This is a genomic window from Aeromonas sp. 603607 (genome assembly GCF_049171595.1).
GTDB lineage: Bacteria > Pseudomonadota > Gammaproteobacteria > Enterobacterales > Aeromonadaceae > Aeromonas > Aeromonas veronii.
This window is the reverse complement of sequence record NZ_JAAKOV010000003.1, coordinates 1-20,881: the sequence shown is the minus strand read 5'-3', so window position 1 is coordinate 20,881 and position 20,881 is coordinate 1. Positions and strand designations below refer to the sequence as shown.

The 20,881-nt window shown below is 61.5% G+C and carries 18 protein-coding genes; 4 read left to right on the top strand and 14 right to left on the bottom strand.

The features are described 5' to 3' along the window. Positions 1-62 precede the first annotated feature (62 nt). From fldA to G5315_RS04460, 4 genes are read right to left on the bottom strand one after another with little or no spacing between them, the layout of a single operon-like run. A complete protein-coding gene (fldA, locus tag G5315_RS04475; RefSeq protein ID WP_005334298.1) occupies positions 63-587 on the bottom strand; it encodes a flavodoxin FldA in 525 nt (174 codons plus the stop codon). 39 nt (positions 588-626) lie between these two features. Continuing rightward, entirely contained in the window at positions 627-923 is a 297-nt protein-coding gene (gene ybfE, locus G5315_RS04470) for a LexA regulated protein (protein ID WP_005334297.1), read from the bottom strand. A 20-nt stretch (positions 924-943) separates the two neighbouring features. After that, positions 944-1,165: a DUF2788 domain-containing protein gene (locus G5315_RS04465; protein WP_005334296.1), complete on the bottom strand. Its 222-nt coding sequence runs from the start codon at positions 1,163-1,165 to the stop codon at positions 944-946. A 55-nt stretch (positions 1,166-1,220) separates the two neighbouring features. After that, positions 1,221-1,985, bottom strand: coding sequence for an alpha/beta fold hydrolase (locus G5315_RS04460; RefSeq protein ID WP_421332657.1), 765 nt, complete (start codon positions 1,983-1,985; stop codon positions 1,221-1,223). Between the two features lie 292 nt (positions 1,986-2,277). Here G5315_RS04460 and seqA point away from each other — a divergent pair, with 292 nt between their 5' ends. After that, on the top strand, positions 2,278-2,787 hold the full coding sequence (gene seqA / locus G5315_RS04455) for a replication initiation negative regulator SeqA (protein ID WP_201973109.1): 510 nt from the start codon (positions 2,278-2,280) through the stop codon (positions 2,785-2,787). A gap of 58 nt (positions 2,788-2,845) precedes the next feature. Continuing rightward, complete coding sequence (gene pgm / locus G5315_RS04450; protein WP_259586515.1) at positions 2,846-4,510, top strand: phosphoglucomutase (alpha-D-glucose-1,6-bisphosphate-dependent); 1,665 nt, start codon at positions 2,846-2,848, stop codon at positions 4,508-4,510. Positions 4,511-4,612: 102 nt separating this feature from the next. On the opposite strand, the gene mltB is transcribed toward pgm, so the two are convergent. The 10 genes from mltB to G5315_RS04400 form a co-directional block, all read right to left on the bottom strand. Further along, positions 4,613-5,695, bottom strand: coding sequence for a lytic murein transglycosylase B (gene mltB / locus G5315_RS04445; RefSeq protein WP_227273366.1), 1,083 nt, complete (start codon positions 5,693-5,695; stop codon positions 4,613-4,615). A gap of 131 nt (positions 5,696-5,826) precedes the next feature. Next, positions 5,827-6,441, bottom strand: coding sequence for a CDP-alcohol phosphatidyltransferase family protein (locus tag G5315_RS04440; protein ID WP_368192136.1), 615 nt, complete (start codon positions 6,439-6,441; stop codon positions 5,827-5,829). Between the two features lie 14 nt (positions 6,442-6,455). Continuing rightward, on the bottom strand, positions 6,456-7,106 hold the full coding sequence (locus G5315_RS04435; RefSeq protein ID WP_421332565.1) for an ATP-binding cassette domain-containing protein: 651 nt from the start codon (positions 7,104-7,106) through the stop codon (positions 6,456-6,458). Between the two features lie 16 nt (positions 7,107-7,122). After that, complete coding sequence (locus G5315_RS04430; protein WP_421332564.1) at positions 7,123-8,763, bottom strand: ABC transporter permease; 1,641 nt, start codon at positions 8,761-8,763, stop codon at positions 7,123-7,125. 77 nt (positions 8,764-8,840) lie between these two features. Then, entirely contained in the window at positions 8,841-10,064 is a 1,224-nt protein-coding gene (locus tag G5315_RS04425) for an ABC transporter substrate-binding protein (RefSeq protein WP_421332562.1), read from the bottom strand. 17 nt (positions 10,065-10,081) lie between these two features. Beyond that, positions 10,082-12,235 carry an FAD-dependent oxidoreductase gene (locus G5315_RS04420; RefSeq protein ID WP_421332561.1) on the bottom strand — a complete coding sequence of 718 codons (2,154 nt, stop codon included), beginning with the start codon at positions 12,233-12,235 and terminating at the stop codon, positions 10,082-10,084. Beyond that, entirely contained in the window at positions 12,235-12,816 is a 582-nt protein-coding gene (locus G5315_RS04415; protein WP_021231092.1) for a carboxymuconolactone decarboxylase family protein, read from the bottom strand. The genes G5315_RS04420 and G5315_RS04415 overlap by 1 nt, the downstream gene beginning before the upstream one ends. A 25-nt stretch (positions 12,817-12,841) precedes the next feature. Then, the gene (locus tag G5315_RS04410; RefSeq protein ID WP_201945503.1) at positions 12,842-13,516 is read right to left on the bottom strand and encodes a DUF1499 domain-containing protein; all 675 of its coding nucleotides are present in this window, start codon (positions 13,514-13,516) and stop codon (positions 12,842-12,844) included. 179 nt (positions 13,517-13,695) lie between these two features. Continuing rightward, positions 13,696-13,974: a peptidylprolyl isomerase gene (locus G5315_RS04405; protein ID WP_040066119.1), complete on the bottom strand. Its 279-nt coding sequence runs from the start codon at positions 13,972-13,974 to the stop codon at positions 13,696-13,698. Positions 13,975-14,107: 133 nt separating this feature from the next. After that, positions 14,108-14,482, bottom strand: a complete 375-nt coding sequence (locus G5315_RS04400; RefSeq protein WP_421332559.1) for a hypothetical protein — start codon at positions 14,480-14,482, stop codon at positions 14,108-14,110. A 514-nt stretch (positions 14,483-14,996) separates the two neighbouring features. On the opposite strand from G5315_RS04400, the gene G5315_RS04395 reads away from it, so the two are divergent. Next, positions 14,997-16,772, top strand: coding sequence for an autotransporter assembly complex protein TamA (locus G5315_RS04395; protein ID WP_005334265.1), 1,776 nt, complete (start codon positions 14,997-14,999; stop codon positions 16,770-16,772). Positions 16,773-16,833: 61 nt separating this feature from the next. Then, positions 16,834-20,634, top strand: a complete 3,801-nt coding sequence (locus tag G5315_RS04390; protein ID WP_421332558.1) for a translocation/assembly module TamB domain-containing protein — start codon at positions 16,834-16,836, stop codon at positions 20,632-20,634. Positions 20,635-20,881 lie beyond the last annotated feature (247 nt).

The window sequence follows — 20,881 nt, the reverse complement described above, 5'->3', positions numbered from 1 at the left end:
CAAGCAGATACAACAAGGGCCCCGTCGGGGCCCTTGTTGTCAGAGGTATGAGGGGAAGCGGATTACTCCAGCTCGCCCAGGCACATCTCTTCGTGCAGCTGCTTGCACCAGCCCTTGACGCGCTCGGCAGTCAGCTCCGGCTGGCGATCTTCATCGATACCCAGACCGACAAAGTGCTTGTCATCAACCAGTGCCTTGGAAGCTTCGAACTCGTAGCCGGCAGTCGGCCAGTGACCGATGATGATGGCGCCTTTTGCTTCGACGATGTCGCGCAGGGTGCCCATGGCGTCGAGGAAGTACTCGGAATAGTCTTCCTGATCACCGCAACCGAAGATGGCGACCAGCTTGTTGGTGAAGTCGATTTCGCCCAGATCGGGGAAGAAGTCGTCCCAGTCGGCCTGGGCTTCGCCGTAGTACCAAGTCGGGATGCCGAACATCAGCAGATCAAAGCTCTCGATGTCGGCCTTGCTGCTCTTGGCGATGTCACGGACTTCAATCAGGTTTTTGCCCAGCTCTTTCTGGATCATCTTGGCGACAGCTTCGGTGTTACCGGTATCGCTGCCAAAAAACAGACCTACACTTGCCATAGTGTTTAGTTACCCGTATTTGGTGTTAATGCTCAACGCTCAGACTGCAATGTCCACCGCAAAGGCGGACTCAATCTGTTGTTTCAGGATAGATTGGATCAGCTCGGCTCGGCTGATGTTCTGTTGTAACGCAAGTTGGTTCAGGCGCTCCAGCAACTCGGCCTCCACCTTTAACTCTACCCGCTTCAGCCCATTTTCCCGATCGCGCTTAAGCTGGTTACGCTTGTTGATCTTGAGCTGGGTCTCGCGGGGGAGTGGATTGGTCTTTGGCCTGCCGGGGCGCTTCTCATTTGCGAACAGATCCAGTGTTGTTCGATCAGTTTGCTGTTTGGCCATACATCACAGATGAAAATAAGTTAGCCGAGTCCTGAGCCTTCCCAGCCCAGTTCGATCAGCCCCTTGGCGACAAAACCCGCACAACCCAGAAACAGTACCAACCAGACGATAAAACGACCGAAACGGGGCACGTTGCCGCGCTTGAGCACGTCCTGAATGGCCAGGCCAATCAATATGAAAATGGCCACAAAGAATAACTTGAGGCCCAAACTTTCGATCAGGTCGATATGTTCACTTAGCATGGATTGCGCACACTCCTTATGACCGGCGCACTATATCACAAAGGATTTGAAACTGTTAACCGCCTGTCGACAGGAAATCCACAACCAATTTGTTGAACAGAGCCGGTTTTTCCGCATGCAGCCAGTGGCCGGTACCCGCGATGACACGCACCTTTGCCGCCGGGAATTGGGCCAGTGCCGTCTCGCTGTATTGGGGCTGCATATAGTCAGAATCCCCCCCCTTGATAAAGAGCACCGGCCCCTCGAAGCGGTGCTCATCCTCTGGCCAGCCCATGATGTTGGCGTAGTTTTGCTCAAGGGCGGGCACATTGAAGCGCCAACCCCAGCCATGCTCGCCTCTGGCGAAGGATTTGAGCAGGAACTGGCGTACCCCGGCGATCTCGATGTGCTGTGCCAGCATGGCTTCCGCTTCACTGCGGCTTTGCGGCGGCATGCGCAGTGTGGCGTTGAGTCCGGCGAACACATTCTGGTGGCGGGAGTGGGGATAGGCGACCGGCGCCATGTCGGCCACCACCAGCTTGGTCACCCGCTCTGGCGCCAGCTTGGCGACCTGCATCGCCACCTTGCCACCCATCGAGTGGCCAATCAGGGTCGCTTCGGCAATCTCCAGCCGATCCATCAGGGTGAGGATATCGGCCGCTTGCGCCGGATAGCTCATTTCGCTGCTATGAAAGGAGGCGCCGTGGTTGCGCAGATCGACGCTGATGACCCGATAGTGTTCGCCGAGGGCGCGGGCCAGCAGGCCGAGGTTGTCGAGGCTGCCAAACAGGCCGTGGATCAGAATGACCGCTGGGCCCTGACCCTGCTCCTTGAAGTTCAATATGCTGTTTTGTTGCAAAATGACACCTTGTTCGGTCATGAGTGCGTTGCCGATATGATTTAACGCACTGGAAAGAAAAGGATTTCGTCCAATGGATTGGGATTTTATGTGGTTTTTTTTCTAAAAAATCCCGTTCAGATCGGCTATCAGTGCGGCCGATCACACACTTGGGCCGCTATTATGCCGTATTCTCGATGAGATTCATGTACATCTGCCAGCCCCTTGCTTGGGCTGTCGGGTTTGCCTATGTATAATCGCCGCATCCGAATTTCGACGAGTCCAGCGCATCCCTATGAAAACCATCGAGCTTGATGACGATCTCTACTTCTATATCGCCAGCCAGACCCGGCACATCGGTGAGAGTGCCTCCGATATCCTGCGCCGTCTGTTGGAACAGCCTGCTCACCAAGGTGTGCCGGTTGCCGAGCCCGTTGCCGTCGGGCAGCCCAGTGCGGTAGCCACCCGGCAAGGGCTGCAAGCCCTGCTCGATTCCGGTGAGCTGCAAAAGGAAGAGAAGTCCATCAACCGCTTTATGCTGGTGCTGAGTACCCTCTACCGGGATAACCCGGAAGGCTTTACCCAGGCCACCGAAATCAAGGGGCGCAAGCGCGTCTATTTCTCGCAGGATCCCGAGGCTCTGCGTGCCAGCGGTAGCACCACCAAGCCCAAGCCGGTACCGGAGACCCCGTTCTGGGTGATCACCAACACCAACACCAGCCGCAAGCAGAATATGGTGGCCCAGCTGATGGCCAGCATGGGCTATGGCGAAGAGGTGATCGCGCAGGTGTGTGGCGCCATTTAACGATTCTTCAAGACTCAGGCCTTGCCCGCCAAGGCCGCCATTACGCAAGGAAAACGCCATGGCTCAGCATTCCCACGCCGGTCAGCCGGCCCGTTTAAGCGATCTGACCAACATCCCCCGTCTGGTCAGTGCCTACTACCTCAACAAGCCGGACATGAGCCGCCCCGAGCAGCGGGTTGCCTTCGGTACCTCCGGCCACCGTGGCAGCGCCCTGCACAACGCCTTTACCGAATCCCACATCCTGGCGGTGACCCAGGCGCTGGTGGAGTATCGCCAGCAGGCCGGCATCACTGGCCCGTTGTTTGTCGGTATGGATACCCACGCCCTGTCTGAATCCGCTTTTGCCAGCGCCGTCGAAGTGCTGGCGGCCAACGGCGTTGAAACTCGCATTCAAGCCGGTATGGGCTTTACCCCGACCCCGGTCATCTCCCACGCCATCCTGCGCTACAACTCTGGCAAAGAAGGGGCCAGCAAGCCTGCAGCGCGCGCCGACGGCGTGGTGATCACTCCGTCCCACAACCCGCCGGAAGATGGTGGCTTCAAGTACAACCCGCCTCACGGTGGCCCCGCCGAAGGGGAGATCACCAAGTGGGTCGAGGACCGTGCCAACGCCATTCTGGAAGCGGGTTTGGCTGGCGTGAAACGGATGCCGTTCGCCGAGGCGCTCAAGAGCCCGTTCGTGGTCGAGCACGACTATGTCACCCCCTATGTGGATGATCTGAAGAACGTGCTGGACATGGATGCCATCAAGAACGCGGGAATCAAGATCGGTGTCGATCCGCTGGGCGGCTCCGGCGTCGCCTACTGGGACGTCATCGCCAAGACCTATGGCCTGAACATCGAGGTGGTGAACTACAAGGTCGACCCGACTTTCTCCTTCATGACCCTGGATAAAGACGGCAAGATCCGGATGGACTGCTCCAGCCCGTTCGCCATGGCCAGCCTGATCGCGCTCAAGGACAAGTTCGACATCGCCCTTGGCAACGACCCTGACTACGACCGTCACGGCATCGTCACCAAGTCCGGCCTGATGAACCCGAACCACTATCTGGCGGTAGCGATCCAGTATCTGTTTACCCACCGCACCGGCTGGTCTGCGGATGCGGCCGTCGGCAAGACGCTGGTCTCTTCCTCCATGATCGACCGGGTGGCCGGCGAGATTGGCCGCACCCTGAAAGAGGTGCCGGTCGGCTTCAAGTGGTTCGTGGATGGCCTCTACAGCGGCGAGTTCGGCTTTGGTGGCGAGGAGAGCGCAGGCGCCTCCTTCCTGCGCAAAGATGGCACCGTCTGGACCACCGACAAGGATGGCTTCATTCTGGCGCTGCTGGCGGCAGAAATTCTGGCGGTCACCGGCAAGGATCCGCAGGCTCATTACGACGCACTGGAAGCCAAATTTGGCCGCTCCAGCTACCGCCGCATCGACGCCCCGGCCAACAGCGCCCAGAAAGCCGTGCTCTCCAAGCTGGATCCGGCACTGGTGGAAGCCTCCACTCTGGCGGGTGAGCCCATCATCGCCAAGCTGACCAAGGCGCCGGGCAACGATGCCGCCATCGGCGGCCTCAAGGTGGTGACCGAGAACGGCTGGTTCGCGGCGCGCCCCTCTGGCACTGAGTCCATCTACAAGATCTACATGGAGAGCTTCAAGGGCGACACGCACCTCGACCTCATCCAGCAAGAGGCCCAGCAGATCGTCTCCGCTGCGCTGGCCAAGGCAGGCGTCTAAATCAGGTAGTCATCCTTGAGCCCCTGATGGGGTTGAACGTTGGATATAAAAAAGGAGCCATGATGGCTCCTTTTTCATTGTCTGTTTTATGCCAGCGAGTTGTCAGCGCGCCGCCTTCACTGCCAGCCCCAACTGCCATACCGCCATGGCGTAGTGGGTGCTGTGGTTGTAGCGGGTGATGGTGTAGAAGTTGGGCAGGCCGTACCAGTATTGGTAGCCGGTGCCGACATCGAGACGCAGCAGGCTCGACTCGCTGTGGTTGCCGAGGGGGCTGGTGGGCGTCAGCCCTGCGCGGCGCAGGGTGGCGACCGGGTAGCGGGTCTGGAAGCCGTGCTCGTAGCCGGGCAGTTGGCCCTGACCGCGCACCGCCACCGGTTGGCCTTTCTCCCAGCCGTGGGCCTTGAAGTAGTTGGCGACGCTGCCGATGGCATCCACCGGATCCCACAGGTTGGTGTGGCCGTTGCCGTCAAAGTCCACCGCATAGCGCTGGAAGCTGGAGGGCATAAACTGGCCGTAGCCCATGGCGCCCGCATAGGAGCCCTTCGGTTCGGTGGGGTCCATCCCCTCATCGCGGGTCATCACCAGGAAGGCTTCCAGCTCGCTCGTGAAGAACTCGGCGCGACGCGGATAATCAAACGCCAGGGTGGCCAGCGCATCCAGAATGCGGGTCTTGCCCATCACCCGGCCCCAGCGGGTCTCGACCCCGATAATGCCGACGATGATCTCAGGCGGCACCCCGTAGATCTGCTCCGCCCGGTTCAGCTCGCTTGCGTATTCACGCCAGAAGTTGACGCCGTTCTGTACGTTGTCGGGGGTGATGAACTTGGCGCGATAACGGTTCCAGGCACCGGTCGGGCCAGTGGGCTTGGCGGTGGTCGGCGCCTGGGCATCCATCAGGCGGATGATCCAGTCGTAACGCTCTGCCTGTGCCAGCACCTGATGCAGCTGGGCGTTGTCAAAACCGTGCTTCTCGACCATCTTCTGGACGAACCTGTCCACGTTGGGGCGATTGGCGAAGTCCCCCTTGCTAACCCCTTGTGTATAAACGGGTTTGCTCGATGGCGCCTGATTGATAAAGGCGCTCTTGGGTTGGGGGACGACCACGGGCTTTGGCGCGGGGGCGCTGCTGCAGCCACCGAGCAGGGGGAATAATGACAGAGTGAGAAGAGAGGCAAGGCGACGCATAGGGTTCTCAAAGAGACTGATAAAGTGTCGCAATGGTAAAACATTGTCATCCCCGTGCAAGTGTTCCGTGCGCCTTGTTTGCCGCCAATTCATCGTGCGATGGATTAGCCCTCCGGTGAGGGCTGTGCTGTTTATGGCTGGGGGGGACGTAGAGTGTGGTAGCCGCTCCAGAGTCGGGTCAGGGTGGTGATGGCGCAGAGCAGGGCAAAGCCGTAGGCGAGCGGGGCGAAGGCGGCGGGCCACAGGCACATCAGCACGAACAGGGCGATGGTCTCGCTCCCCTCGGTGAGACCGCCCAGATAGTAGAGAGACTTGTGGTGGTAGACCGGATTGTCGATGCCCCGCTTGCCCGCCATGATGGCAAACGCCAGAAAGCTCGAGCCGGTGCCCATAAAGGCAAACAGCAGGGTGGCAGCGGGCAACGCATTGGCGGGGGCGGCGAGGGCAAAGCCCAGCACCACGGCGGCGTAGAAAATAAAGTCGAGGGTGATGTCGAGAAAGCCACCGCAATCGGTGATGCCGGTTTCCCGCGCCACGGCGCCATCGAGCCCGTCCAGCAGCCGGTTGAGCAGGATGGCCGCCAGTGCCCACTGATAGCAACCAAAGGACAGCAGCGGCAGCGCCAGCATGCCGATGGCAAAGCCGGTGAGGCTCACCTGATTGGCACTGACCCCGGCGCGGCAGAGCGGTTTGGCAAGCTGGGTGAGAGGGCTGCGGATCACGGGGATCAGGTGGCGGTCAAACAAGGTGAACTCCTCGGTTAAAAACAGGATTCGGTGAGATTGAGTATGGTGCCCGGCGCGTCTTCCGCATCGTGGGTCACCAGGATGGCGGGGATGGCCAGCGCCTTGATCTGCGCGAACACCAGTTCGCGAAAGGCCGCCCGCAGCGGCTTGTCGAGGCGGGAGAAGGGCTCGTCCAGCAGCAGGGCGTCGGGTTCCGCCAACAGTGCCCGCAGCAGACTGACCCGAGCCCGCTGCCCCCCTGACAGCAGCTGCGGCAGCTTGTCAGCCTGATCTGCCAGTGCGACCTGTGCCAATGCGGCCAACGCCTTTTCCCGCCGCGCACGTTTTCCCTTGATGGTCGCCGGCATGCCGAACATCAGGTTCTCCGCCACCGTCAGATGGTCGAACAGCAGGTCATCCTGAAACAGCATGCCGATGCGCCGCGCTTGCGCGGGCAAGGTGTTGAGTGGCCGCTCGCCGAGCCTTATCTCCCCCTCCAGCCGGATCGGACCATTTTCTGTCAGTGCGCCGGGCAGTACCCCGGCCAGCCCCGCCAGCAGGGAGCTTTTACCACAGCCGCTCGGCCCCATCAGGGTCAATACCTCGCCGGGGGCCACCTGCAGGGGGGGCAGCGAAAGCAGCAGATTTTCATCAAGATAAAGTCGAAGAGGCGTGGTGCTCAGCATATGGCTGTTTCCATCATCAGAGTTCATCGTGAGCCGCCCCCTTGAGCGCCGGATTGATCCGCGCCGGCAGCCAGAGCGCCAGCAGATAGATAACGAGCGGCAGCAGCAGTTGCAGCAGACCGTAGAGCCCCGCCAGTCGCCGGTTGAGGCCGCTGCCGATGGCCACCGCTTCCGTGGTGATGGTGACCACTCTGCCAGCACCAAACAGCAGGGTCGGCAGGTATTGGGCCAAACTCACCGCCGCCCCGACGCCGAAGGCAAACAGCAGCGGGCGCGCCAGCAGCGGCGCTTTGACCTGCCACCAAGCTCGCCATGGCGTAGCCCCCAGCAGCAGGGCGCTCTGGGTGATCCGCGGATCGAACTGGCGATAGGGGCCATGCAGACACAAATAGACATAGGGAAAGACAAACAGCAGCTGGCTCCAGAGCACCCAGCCCCAGCCAATGCCGCTGCTTATCGAGTCATGTGCAAGCCAGTCCAGCCCGAGCCGGATGCCAAACAGCAGGCTCGCCTGCGGCAGCAACAGCGGCAGGCAGATAAGCCAGAGCGGCCAGGGGCGGCGGCCGGCTTGTGCCTCCAGACTACACACCGTCATCACCAGTGCCAGCAAGCCGCTCGCCAGTGCCAGCAGTGTGCTGGTTGTCAGCAGTGGCAGCAGGGTTGGCAGCAGATCCAGCCAGTAGTGACTGCTCCACTGGCTGGGCCAGAGTGCGGGAAAGGGCCAGCGGCGCGCCAGTGACCAGAGCAGCAGCGCCGCCAGCACCGCCAGATTGAGGGTGATCAGGGTGAAGGCAAAGCCCGCTGCGAGCTGGTTGGCAAAGAAGTGGGGCGCCGCCCGCTTGCCATCGAGCCAGCAGCCTTTGCCCACCTCTTGATGAAGCCACTCCAGTAATCTGAGCATGGCGATCAGCAGCGCCGTGATAGCGAGCAGCAGCAGGGCGCCGCTGGCGGTGGCGCCGCGCCAGAGCAGATCCGGATCCTGATACCAGAGCCACAACCGCACCGCCAGCGGGGCGGGGACATCGGGCCCGAGCAACTGGGCGAGATCCACCACCGCCACTCCATAGGCTGCCACCGCATAGATGGGCAGGCGCAGGGCGGGCCAGAGCGCCGGCAGCAGCAGGCGCCACCAGACCTGGGGGGCGCTGAAACCGAGGCTCGCCCCCAGCCACTGCTGGCGTGCCAGCAGGATGGGTTGCTGCGCGGCCATCGCCATCAGCAGCAAAAAGGGGGTCTCCTTGAAAACGAGCAGTGCAATCAGCCCGAGCCCCCAAGGGTCACGAATGGTCTGCCAGTCGGGGGGGAGATCAAACCCCGTCAGAGCTGGCGAGACGAGCCGCAGCAGCCAGCCGGAGGGGGCGAGCAGAAAGGCAAAACCGATGGCAAAGGCGACGTGGGGCATGGCCAGCATGGGCGAGAGCAGGCGATGGAGCAGCCCGAAAGCCCGGCTGTTGCTGTGGGCCAGCAGCAGGGCGGTCAACAGCAGACTACCAAGGGTCGAGGCGGCGCCAATCCACAGGCTCAGTGCTGCTGAGTGCCAAAGAGCGGGTTGGGCGAGCAGCAAGGCGAGATGAGAGGCGGCCATCCCCTCCGCCAGCAGTTGCCACAGCCCCGCCAGCAATGGGATGACGAAGATCGCCAGATAAATGATCTCCATCCCTGTACTCATACTGGGGTGGCGTGTCAACTGGCGCCACGGTCGGGAGCGGGAAAGCGGGTGACCAGCGGCACTCATCAGTGACCGTAACGCTCGGCCCAGGCCGCTTCCAGCTTGAGCTGCCAGCTGGGGTGAGGCTCGGCCACTGCTTTGAAGCGCAGTGCCGGTTGCCCCTTGGCTGAATCAGGCAGCGCATCGGCCCGCAGCACGCTGGGATCACCCCAGAAGGCCGGATTGGCCTTGCGCGCCTGCGCCGCCGGGCTCAGCAGGAAGTTGGCCACCACCTTGGCACCCGCACGGGCACTGGCGTTGAAGGGGATGGCGAGAAAATGGCTGTTGGTGAGCGCCCCTTTCTCCATGGCGACTGCCTCCACGCTGGGGGGCAGGGCGCCAATCTGGGCGGCGCTTTGCGCCTCCTGCGGGTTGAAGCTGATGGCCATGGCTAGTTCGCCATCATCGAGCAGTTGGCGGGTCTCGGCGGCGCTGCTGGGGAACAGTTTTCCCTTGCGCCAGAGTGCCGGATGCAGCTCATCGAGCCAGGCCCAGAGCGGGGCGGTGAGTTGGGTAAACTCGCTCTCGGTCGCTTCCCGATAGAGGGGGGCCGGGTCTGGCGTCAATTCCAGCAGGATCTGCTTGAGAAAGCTGGAGCCATGGAACTGGGGCGGCTTGGGGTAGGTGAAGCGACCTGGATGGGCCTTGGCCCACGCCAGCAGTGCTGCAGCCGAGGTGGGCGGGCTGGTGACCTCTTCGGTGTCGACCATCAGATTGAGCTGGCCGATACCCCAGGGTGCTTCCAGCCCTTCCACCGGTAGGGTGAAGTCTTCACTCACCGGCAGGCTGCTGTCTACCAGCGCCATGTTGGGCAGCTCGGCGGTAAAGGGCGCGCCGAGCAGTCCCTGCTCCTTGAGCGCCTTGAAGTTCTCGCCGTTGACCCAGAGCAGATCGATGGGGCCGCCAGCTTGCTTGCCCGCCTGCTTGTTGGCCAGCAACTGGCTGACGCTCTGGGCAATGTCATCCACCTTCACCTGCACCAGTTTGACCTGATAGTCGCGCGCCAGCTCCTGCCCGGCCCACACCAGATAGGCGTTGATCTCCGGGCTGCCGCCCCAGGCGTTGAAGTAGACGGTCTGCCCCTTCGCCTCCTCAAGGGTCCGTTGCCAGTTATCGTCTGGGTTGGCCGCCAACAGCGGGCCGCTGGCCAGCAGGGGCAGGGCGCACAGCAGCGCATTTAGCCGCTGTTTGAGCCGAGATCTGCAGTGTGAGTTGAGGTGTGAGCAGAGCTGTGAGAATGGCTTGAGCATAAATGTTTCCCTGATTGTCAGGCGCCACGGCGCCAGCGGTGATAACGGGCCAGCAACGCCAGCACCCGGGTGGGCTGGTGGGCCCGTTTCCATTCACCTGCCACGTATTTGTTCCCCTCCATCAGGGTGGGATAGGCGTGAATGGTGCCGAGGATCTTGCCAAGGCCGAGGCGGTGATGCATGGCGAGCACGAACTCGGCGATCCGCTCACCGGCGTGAGTGCCCACTATGGTGGCGCCAAGGATAGTATCCTTGCCCGGCACGGTCAGCACCTCGACAAAACCGCGGCGCTCCCCATCGGCGATGGCGCGATCCAGCTCGGCCAGCTCGAAGCGGGTCGCCTCGAAGGGAATCCCCTGCGCTTCGGCTTCCTTGCGATTGAGGCCGACCCGGGCAATCTCCGGCGTGGTGTAGGTGGCCGCCGGAATAACCCGATAGTCGGCCCGAAAGCGCTTGAACTGGCCAAACAGGGCATTGACTGCCGCATACCAGGCCTGATGGGCGGCAAAGTGGGTGAACTGGTAAGGGCCCGCTACGTCTCCCACTGCCAGTATGCTGGGGAAGTTGGTGGCAAGAAAACCATCGACCGCAATGTTGCCACGGGGGGCAAGCTCGACTCCCAACTCTTCGAGCCCGAAGCCGCTCACATTGGCGACCCGACCCAGTGCCAGCAGCAGTTGATCCCCTTCCACCACCTGTATTTCTTCGCCCCGGCGCAGTTGCAGCCGGATGGGGAGATCCCCCTCGGCTGCGGGCAGATAGTCTGCTCGTTCGGCGCACCAGCCGGTGAGTAGCTGCACGCCATCGCGGCTCATCTGCCCGGCCAGCGCATCGGCGACCTCTCTCTCTTCGCGGGGCAGCAGTTGCTCCGAGAGTTCCACCAAGGTCACGGGAATGCCGAGCAGGGCGAAGCTCTGGGCCAGCTCGCAGCCGATGGGGCCACCGCCCAGCACCAGCAGGCGGAGCGGCGGGGTGCGCAGCTGCCAGAGGCTATCCGAGGTGAGGTAAGGCACCTGATCCAGCCCCGGCAGCTTGGGCACCAACGGTCGGGCGCCGGTGGCGATAACGATATGGCGGCTGGCGAGGCGCTGGCCGTTCACTTCTACCTCCCAGGGGGAGACCAGCCGCGCCTCTCCTTCGATGCACTCCACTCCAAGCCCCTGATAGCGTTCGATGGAGTCGTGGGGCTCGACCTCCTTGATAACTTCAGCCACCCGCTCCATCACGGCGGCAAAATCGGCGCGGGAGTGGCTTGGGCTAAAGCCCAGCTCGTCGGCTTTACGCTGCTCTGCGGCAAAGCGGGCGCTTCGGATCAATGCCTTGGAGGGGACGCAACCGCTGTTGAGGCAATCGCCCCCCATCTTGTGTTTCTCGATGAGCGCCACCTTGGCCTTCACCGCTGCCGCGATATAGCTGGTAACCAGCCCACCTGCACCGGCACCGATCACCAGCAGGTTGTAGTCGTAGCGAGCGGGCTTGCGGTAGGGGGAGAGCAAGCGGCGCAGCGCGAGCTTGGCGGTCAATTTCTTGACCAGCCAGGGCATCAGCCCCAGCAGGGTCAACGCGACCATCAGGCCGGGGGAGAGGATATTTCCGGTGCTGGTTAACTGGCCAAGCTCGCTGCCCGCCAGCACATAGACGAAGGTGCCAGGCAGCATGCCAAGCTGGCTGACCCAGTAGTAGGTGCTGACTCTGATGGGGGTGAGCCCCATCAGCAGATTGACCAAAAAGAAGGGGAAGATGGGGATGAGGCGCAGGCTGAGTAGATAGAAGGCCCCCTCCTTCGCCATGCCGGACTGAAAGGTGGCCAGCTTGTCGCCAAAGCGCCGCTCGACCCAGTCGCGCAGCAGAAAGCGGGCGCTGAGAAAAGCCAGGGTTGCGCCTAGGGTGCTGGCGAAAGAGACCAGCAGTAGCCCCCAGCCGACGCCGAACACAGCGCTGCCACCCAGGGTGAGCAAGCTGGCACCGGGTAGGGAGAGGGCGGTGCTCAGCACATAGATAAGCACGAACAGCAGGCTGGCCGAGACAAAGTGGCCGTCGACCCATTGCGCCACTGCCGCCTGCTGGGCCTGCAAGGCGTCCAGAGTGAGGTAACGGCCAAGATCGAGGGCAAAAAAGGTGCCGATAAGGCTCCCCATCACCAGTGCAAGCAGCAGGCGGGTCCGGTTCATCAGGCGTCCTTGCTGTCTGGCTGGGCAGGGCGTTCCGGTTGCACCGGCAGCTGGCAGAAGCCCTGCGGCGCGATATCGAGGGCGGCGTTGAACTTGGCCGACATGTTCTGAAAGGCGATAAGACCGGTCAGCTCCACCATGGCATCGTCGTCGAACCAGGGCTTGAGGCGGGCAGCCTGTTCATCGCTCACCCCATCGAGGCCAGTCATCGCTTCGGTATAGTCGAGCACCGCTTTTTCCCGCTCGTCAAACAAGGGGCTTTCGCGCCAGTTGGCCAGCGCCTCCACCTTCTCGCTGGAGCCGGCTCTCTTTACCAAGGTCATGGCGTTGATGTCGACGCAAAAACGGCACCAGTTGAGCTGGGAGACCCGCACAGTCACCAACGAGCGCAGCACGGGATCGATGGGGGAGCGCTTGCGGTTGATGACGCCATAGAGGGTGGCGACGGCGGCAAAGAGGCGCGGCGAGCGGCCCCAGCACTTGCCCGGAATAAGCACCTGACCATAGTTGCGCTTTTGCAGCCAGAAAAAGGGGCGGATAAACCAGGCATATTCCCGGTCGGGTTTGACCTCAACGCGCATCAGTTACCTTCTTGTTGTTTCACTCTTACGGTTTCAAATTGGGTTTGTAGGCCTGGCCGAGGCGCTCGTTCAGGCGGGTCAGGAAATCCTCGATCCGCGCCCGGTTGGTGCCCAGATCGCTTTGCCCCTGACGGGAGGCTGATCGCATATCGATGCGGGTCTCTTTGGGGCCGGCAAAGACCCGCAGCGCCACATCATCCTGAAAGCCGAACCAGCCGGTGGTAACCACTGCATCCAGACCGTCGGGGCTGGGTCGTACCTGCCAGCCCAGCTCCTGCATCAGCTCCTCAGCCTCAATAACCACCTCTTCGGGGGCAGTATGGGTAAAGAGAGGACCGGGATTTCTTTCAAATGCTTTCAGCGGGGCGTTATTAATTGGCAGCTCCTGCGCTGTTCTGAGCTCTGCCGCCCAGCGTAGCTGGGGGGGATTGTAGGGATCTGTGCTCACATCGTTGATCAGCGGCATGCGCAGCGCCTGTGCCACAAATGTCAGCGGCAGCAGCAGTGGCAAGACGCCAAGGCCGCTGGCGAAGCGGTTGCGGCTCCAGGGCAGGCGCACCAGCAAGATCAGGGAGACAAGGGCTCCGACGAGACAGATCGCAAAACCGATCCACCAGGGCCAGAGATGAAAGCGGCTGCCGAGGGCGCCAGCGAGCGGGAGTAACCAGGCCAGCAGGGGCCACAAGCAAGAGCGGGGCATAGCACGGGATCCATCGTCGAATGTGGACAATGCCGAGAAGGATAAACTTAATTACCTGATAACGTTAGTAAATTGATGAGAGTTTGGCGTGGTTTTGGTCAGTTTTGCGAGGGAGATGCAGAGGTCGGTGAAGCCCGCCTGAGGTGAGCTTCACCGAGAAGATGGTCAGTTGCGATGACTTAGTTGCGATAGAGCACTTTGATCAGATGAAAGCCGAACTTGGTGCGCACCGGCCCCAGCACCTTGAGCAGTTCACCCTTGAAGACGGCATCGTCAAATGCTTTCACCATATCTCCCTTGGAAAATTCTCCCAAATCGCCAAAACGCTTGCCTGAGGGACAGGTAGAGAAGCGCTTGGCCATCTGGCCGAAGTCGGCTCCCTTCTCGATCTTCTCCTTGATCTCCAGACACTGTTTTTCGGTCTTGACCAGAATGTGCTGGGCACAGGCTTTTTTCATCGGGGCGCTCCTGGGAGTGATGGCGAAGGTTGTTAACGCCAAGGGTGGTAGCAAATCGGGGCGCAAGAGTACCCCAATTTGCCACCGGCGTCAGCCATCACAGCCCGCCATTTACCGGCGCTCGTCAGCCCTGTTATTGGCGAGCGCGGGTGGCCAGCATGGCGCGGGGGTGCGCTTGCCAGATGATCTCCAGCCCGAGCAGGGCGTAGAGGCTCCAGATGGCCAGCGGATTGAGCCATTCACCCCCCAGTTGCAGGGTCATCAGGGCGCAACCTGCCAGCAGCAAGGTGATGCCCGGCAGCCGCAAGTGGACGGGCAGGGGGGCCAGCAGCGCCATCGCCAGCAAAATGCCGAGGCCAAACGGCAGGTTCAGGGCGGTAAAGGCCAGCGCCTGCTGGCCACTCATGCCGGTCAGCAGGGCCAGCAGGGCGCTGCAACAGGCGAGGAAGGTGATGAACTCGAGACGATCGGCAATATAGTCAGCCATCTGTTCGCTACGTGCATGCATGATGTGTCTCCTTCAGTTGATGGTTCAAGTGTGAGGGAGGGACGTTCGCAAAGGCAGCGGGATAATTCGATTGTGCTGAACGAGCAATTCTTAATCATCCGCTACGGCGGGCTTTGGCGTGTGCCGGGCCTGTTAAACGGTGAGGGTGGGGCTATGCCGACAAACTCTGTCGTGGTGGGTTTCTGGTTGCAAAGAGAGGAGGAGAGGTGACAAATGGTGCCTGATGGTGGGGTGAGCCTTGTTCAGGGCAGATCAATTCGCTTCCATCGGGAAAGCGGGCGGCGTCATTGCCAGCAAAATGTGTGATTTGTGGTCAACCTCTTAAAAGATATGGTGAATTTGCCAATGGCGCCGCGCTGTCGCTGGCCGATGCCTATGTTAGGATAAGGTTCGCCATTTTTCTGGCGCGCATTTTTGTGTCACGGCCATGCACGGCATGGCGTGCTGCGCCGCATTCGGGGTTGGCCCGAAAGGGCGCTGGTTTCCTTCACCACAGATTCAGGAATATTGACCTTTGACAGGATGCATTTCATCCCTGCTGGCAGGGCGTTCACTGTCCGGCCCTGCGTTTCGCCGCGGCCTGCGGGTACTGGGTGTGGGCCTGTTGCTGTCGCTGCTGGCTTCGCCCGCGTTTGCCGCCAAGCTCACCTATCAGGTCAAGGGGTTGAAAGGGGAGAACAAGGATAACGTTGAAGCCTACCTCAATGCCCTGCCGGTCTATCAGGAGCGGCAATACCGCCCGGCCCGTGCAAAAATTACCGAGAGCGTGCAAAAGGCGCTGCAGGTTTATGGCTACTACCAGCCGAAAATCACCCTGAGTCGCGACAAGAAAACCCCGTCCAAAGTGGTGATTGAGGTGGACAAGGGGGAGCCGGTCATCGTCTCCCGCCTCGATATTCTGCTGGAGGGGGATGCGGGCAGCGACGAGCTTTACAGCGCCCTGCTGGACAAGTTGCCCCTCAAAGAGGGGGAGCCCCTCAATCACGCCAAATATGAATCCATCAAGGCGGATCTGGGCAGCCTCGGGCTGGCCCGTGGTTACTTTGATGCCAAGCTGAGCAAGAGTCAGGTCAAGGTGTTCCCGGACAAGGGGACGGCGGAGATCTTTATTCTGTTCGAATCGGGCCATCGCTACCGTTTTGGCGAGATCCGCTACGATGCCACTCCCGAAGCGCTTCACCTTATTCGCCCGCTTATCAACATCAAGAGCGGCGATCCCTATCTCGCCATCCGTCTGGCCGAGATGTCGCAGGATGTCTCCTCCACCAAGCTGTTCCGTCAGGTCGATATCAAGCCGGTATTGAGCGAGGCGAGCAACTATCGGGTACCCATCGCGGTGACGCTGGATAACCGGGTCGATCACGAAATCGAGACAGGTATCGGTTACGCCACCGACGTAGGGCCGCGGATGAGTGCCACCTGGGAGAAGCCCTGGGTCAACCGCTATGGCCACCGTCTGTTTGCCACCGCCAAGGTGTCGGCGCCGGAGGCGGAGCTCAGCTTCGACTACCAGATCCCGGTGGGTAACCCGCTGCGGGACTACTACTCCATCCAGACCGGCTACCAGTACAAGGACAACAACGATACCCGCTCCGATCTCACTACCATCGGTGTGCACCGCTGGACGCGACGGCCGGAGAGCTGGGATCGGGACGTCTTTATCCGGCTGGAGAACGAGATCTATACCCAGGGCGCCGACGAGGGGAACAGCTTGCTGCTGATCCCCGGGGTCTCCTGGTCCCGACTGCGGGTGCGCGGCACTCTGGTGCCCGATTGGGGGGATCGCCAGCAGCTGACGCTGGAGTTCTCCGATCCCAGATGGGGCTCCGACATCAGCTTTATGCGGGTGTGGGGACGCAGCAAGTGGCTGCGAACTCTTGGCGATAACCACAGATTCCTGATGCGGGCCGAGCAGGGGGCCATTATAGGTGACAGCTTCTCGCTGGTGCCGCCGTCCTTGCGTTTCTTTACCGGTGGCGATCAGACGGTGCGCGGTTTTGGTTACGAGAGCATCTCCCCCACCGGGCCGGATGGCAAGCTGACCGGTGGCCGCTACACCAGCGTGGCCAGTCTGGAATACAACTACCGCTTCAGCGAGAAGTGGCTGGGGGCCATGTTTGTGGATGGCGGCACCTCCACCACCGATTATAGCGAGCCCTGGAAAATAGGTACCGGCGTCGGTGTGCGCTGGGTCACCCCCATCGGTCAGGTCAGGCTGGATCTGGCGGTCGGGGTATCAGAGGAGGACAAGCCCTTGCGGCTGCATTTCGCATTGGGGCCTGAATTATGATGTTGTCTAAACGCTTTTTTCTTTGGCCGCTGCGGCTGTATCTTGCGCGGGGGTCTGCATTGTGATCTGGCTAAAACGCATTTTTCTCTGGCTGATGGGGCTGGTGTTCCTGCTGCTCATCGGCGTCAGCCTGCTGGGCTTTACCCATCAGGGCAACAAGTGGTTGTGGCAACAGGCCAGGGCGGCGCTGCCCTCTCTCAAGGGGGAGCTGGTGGCCGGTCAGCTTGGCTATGGCTGGACCCTGGAAGGGGTGGGCTGGCAGGATGAGTTGGTGGATGTCACAGTGGATCGTGCCGTGCTCGACTGGGATCTCGGCAAGTTGCTGCAGGGCAAGCTCTGGATAAAATCCCTGGCGGTGACCCATCCGGTGGTCAAGGTAGCCGATTCCGAGCCTGCTCCGGAAGAGCCTTCCGAACCCTTTGTCTGGCGCCCGCTGCCACTCAAGATCCAGGTCGATAGCCTCAAGGTGGCCGATCTCGATCTGGCGGTGCCCGGCGTGGCCGTGACCCTGGGGTCCCTCGATATCGGCGCCACCCTCAATCGCAAGGGGCTGATTGTACGCGGCCCGGTGCTCGATAACTTGAAGGTGACGCTGGATGACGCGGCGCCCGCCAGCGTAGCCAAATCTGCCAAGCAGCCGGCCGCTAGCGAGAAGCAAGCCGGAGCTGCGGTGGCGCGCAACGACAAGGCCAGCGCCGAGACAGCCAAACAGGGCAAAGGGGCGCCAGTTGCAAAAACTGCAAAGGCTGCCCCCATTCTCCTGCCCGCCATTCATCTTCCTTTCCCCATCCAGCTGGAAGGGGTCAGCGCGACCCGGGTGCAATATAAGCAGGGCGAGCTGATTGAAGGGCTCGACAAGCTGTTGCTGTCGGCCACTGCTGCCGACGATCGCATCGAGGTGCGCGAGCTCTCGCTGCGCCACGCCATGGCTGACCTGGTGCTCAAGGGCCATATCCAGCTCAGTGACGACTACCCGCTGGCGGTGACCCTGGATGCCAAGGCCCGCAAGGGGCTGCTGGATGGCGAGCTGCAGGGTGAGCAGGCCACGTTGGCGCTGAGCGGCTCGGTCGGCAAGCTGGGGCTGGCGTTGTCGGCCAAGGGGCCGATCGCCGCCAATCTCAAGGGCTCTCTGGCCTCGCTCGACCCGGATCTCCCTTTTGATTTGGCCCTTGACTGGAAGAGCCTCAGCTGGCCGTTGCACAAGCCTGCCAAAGATGAGCCGAGCTATCGGCTGGACAAAGGGAGCCTGACTGCCAAGGGCAAGCTCTCCGGCTATCAGTTTGCCCTCAATACCTCCGGCAAGGGAACCGATGTCCCCCCCTTCAAGCTCGCGCTGGACGGTAAGGGGGATCTTGAGCGACTCAGCAAGATCGCCTTGCAGCTCAACGCCCTCAAGGGGGAGCTGAAGCTCGATGGCAAGCTCGCCTGGAACAAGGGGATCGAGTGGCAGGGGACCACACTGTTCAAGGGGATCAATCCGGCCGAGCTGCTGCCCGAGCTGAAAGGGACGCTGGCCGGTGAGCTGGAGAGCCGCTTCGTGATGAACGAGGCGGGCCACTGGGAGCTGAAACTGCCCAAGCTCAAGGTGGATGGCAAGCTCAACCAGTACCCGCTGGCCCTCAAGGGGGAGCTTAGCGGCAACGACAAGATGGAGTGGCTGATCCCGGCGCTCTCGCTGCAAAGTGGCCCCAACCAGTTGCAGGCCAAGGGCAGTATCAGCAGCGCCCAGTGGAAGCTCGATGCCAACCTGCAGGCTCCCCAGCTGGGGGGCATCTATCCCGGCCTGAAAGGGGATATCAAGGGGCAGGTGAAGGTCAGTGGCAATCAGCAGACGCCAAAAATCGATGCGGATCTGGCCTCCGACCGGCTCTACTATGCCGGCACCGACCTGAAGGGTATTAGCCTCAAGGGCAATGCGGTGATCGGCGCCAAACCGGCCGGTGAGCTCGCGTTGTTGGTGGCGCAGCTGAAACAGGGTGAGACCAAGCTCAGCCAGCTGGCCCTGAACCTCAGCGGCGATATCAGTCAGCATCTGTTGACCCTGACCATGAAGGGTGACCCTGTTGCGGCCAACCTCAAACTGGGTGGCGGCGTGCGCGGGGATCACTGGCGCGGGGCGCTCTCCGAGTTGCGGCTGAAAACTCCGCTGCGCCGTTGGGACTTGAGCTCCCCCTGGGCACTGGATCTCGATCTGCCGCGTCAGCGGCTGGCGATGGGGGATCTTTGCCTCGGCTCCCAGGGGGCCAGCCTCTGCGTCAAGGGGAGTCAGGTCTCCGCTGCACAGGGCACTCTGGAGTTTGCCCTGAGCGAGTTTGATCTCAAGCGGCTGCGCCCCTGGTTGCCGGACAACTTCCGCTGGCAGGCGATGCTCTCGGCCGATGGGCGTGCCAGCTGGCGTGGCAATCAGCCGACCCTGCATGCGGTGGTACGCACCACGCCGGGCACTTTTGTGGCAGATGGCCTCAAGACCGACTATCAGCAGCTGGCTCTGGCCCTGGATTTCGAGCGGCAGCAGGCGGCCATTCGCCTCGATTTTGCCTCCAAGCAGATCGGCAATATCGATACCGACCTGCTGATCAAGGAGCCCGCCGGTCGCGGTCTGCTCGGTGGTCAGCTCAAGTTTGACGATCTCAAGCTCAATACCTTTGCGCCGCTAATCCCTGAGGTGCGCTCCCTGCAAGGGATCATCTCCGCCGATGCCCGTTTCGACGGTACCCTGGCGGCACCCCTGCTGTTTGGCCAGCTCAACCTGCGTGACGGTGAAGTGCAGACCCACTCTGACATGGTGACCCTGACCAAGCTGGTGACCCGCCTCAAGATCGAGGGCAACCGCGCCGAGCTCGATGGCTCCATGCTGGTGGGCAAGGGACCGCTGGCGTTGGGCGGCTGGCTCAGCTGGGCCAAGATGCCGGTCAGCGGCAGCCTCACCATTCAGGGCAAGGATCTGGAGGCGCAATATCCGGGCATGGGCCGGGTCAGAGTCTCGCCCGATATCGCGGTGTCGCTGGGGGAGGAGACCCGCATTACCGGTCAGGTGGATATTCCCTGGGCACGTATTCTGGTCAAGAGCCTGCCGGATTCGGCAGTGGCGGTCTCTGATGATGTGACCGTGGTCTATGACGATCTGCCCCCGGCTCCCAAGCAGGCCAGCCTGCCGCTGGCGATGAAGGTGGCGATCCGCCTTGGCAACGATGTGAAGCTCGATGCCATGGGACTGAAGACCGATGTCTCCGGTGGCCTCAATATCCGTCAGGATCCCGAGAAACCGCTGGCTGGCAATGGCCAGCTGGTGCTGACCAACGGCCGCTTCAAGGCTTACGGTCAGAACCTCATCATCAAGGAGGGGCGTATCCTCTTCTCCGGTCCGCTGGATCGGCCGTTCCTCAACATCGAGGCCAACCGGGATCCCGATACCATCGAGGGTCAGGTGACGGTCGGGGTGCGGGTGACCGGCCCTGCCAGCAAGCCTGAAATCACTGTCTACTCCGAACCGCAGATGGCGCAGTCGGAACAGCTCTCCTATCTGCTGCGTGGCAAAGGGTTGCAGACCGGCGGTGAGGATGGCGGTTTCAACGGTCTGCTGGTGGCCGGTGCGGTGAGTCAGGCGAATGGCGTGGTGTCGAGTATCGGCGAGTCGCTGGGGATGAGCGATGTCTCTCTCGATACCGCGGGCAGTGGCGACAACACCCAGGTGACGCTGTCGGCCTATCTGCTGCCGGGTTTGCAGTTCCAGTACGGGGTCGGGGTTTTCAGCCCCATCGCCGAGTTCAAGCTGCGCTACGAGGTATTGCCAAGGCTCTATCTGCAAGCGATGAGCGGGGTGGCTCAGGCGGTCGATATCTTCTATCGCTTCACCCTGTAACGCTTCATCCCGTAACTGGGCTGATATGAACGTAAACGGGAGGCGCAGGCCTCCCGTTTTTTATTGCGCGATCGGCAGCAGGCAAACGGCGATAAGGCACTGGAGTGCAGAGAAATAACGGATTGGGCAGACCAGAAATGCGAAAACCCGGCACTAGGCCGGGTTTTCTAAATGATGGTGGAGGGAGAAGGATTCGAACCTTCGAAGGCAGAGCCGTCAGATTTACAGTCTGATCCCTTTGGCCGCT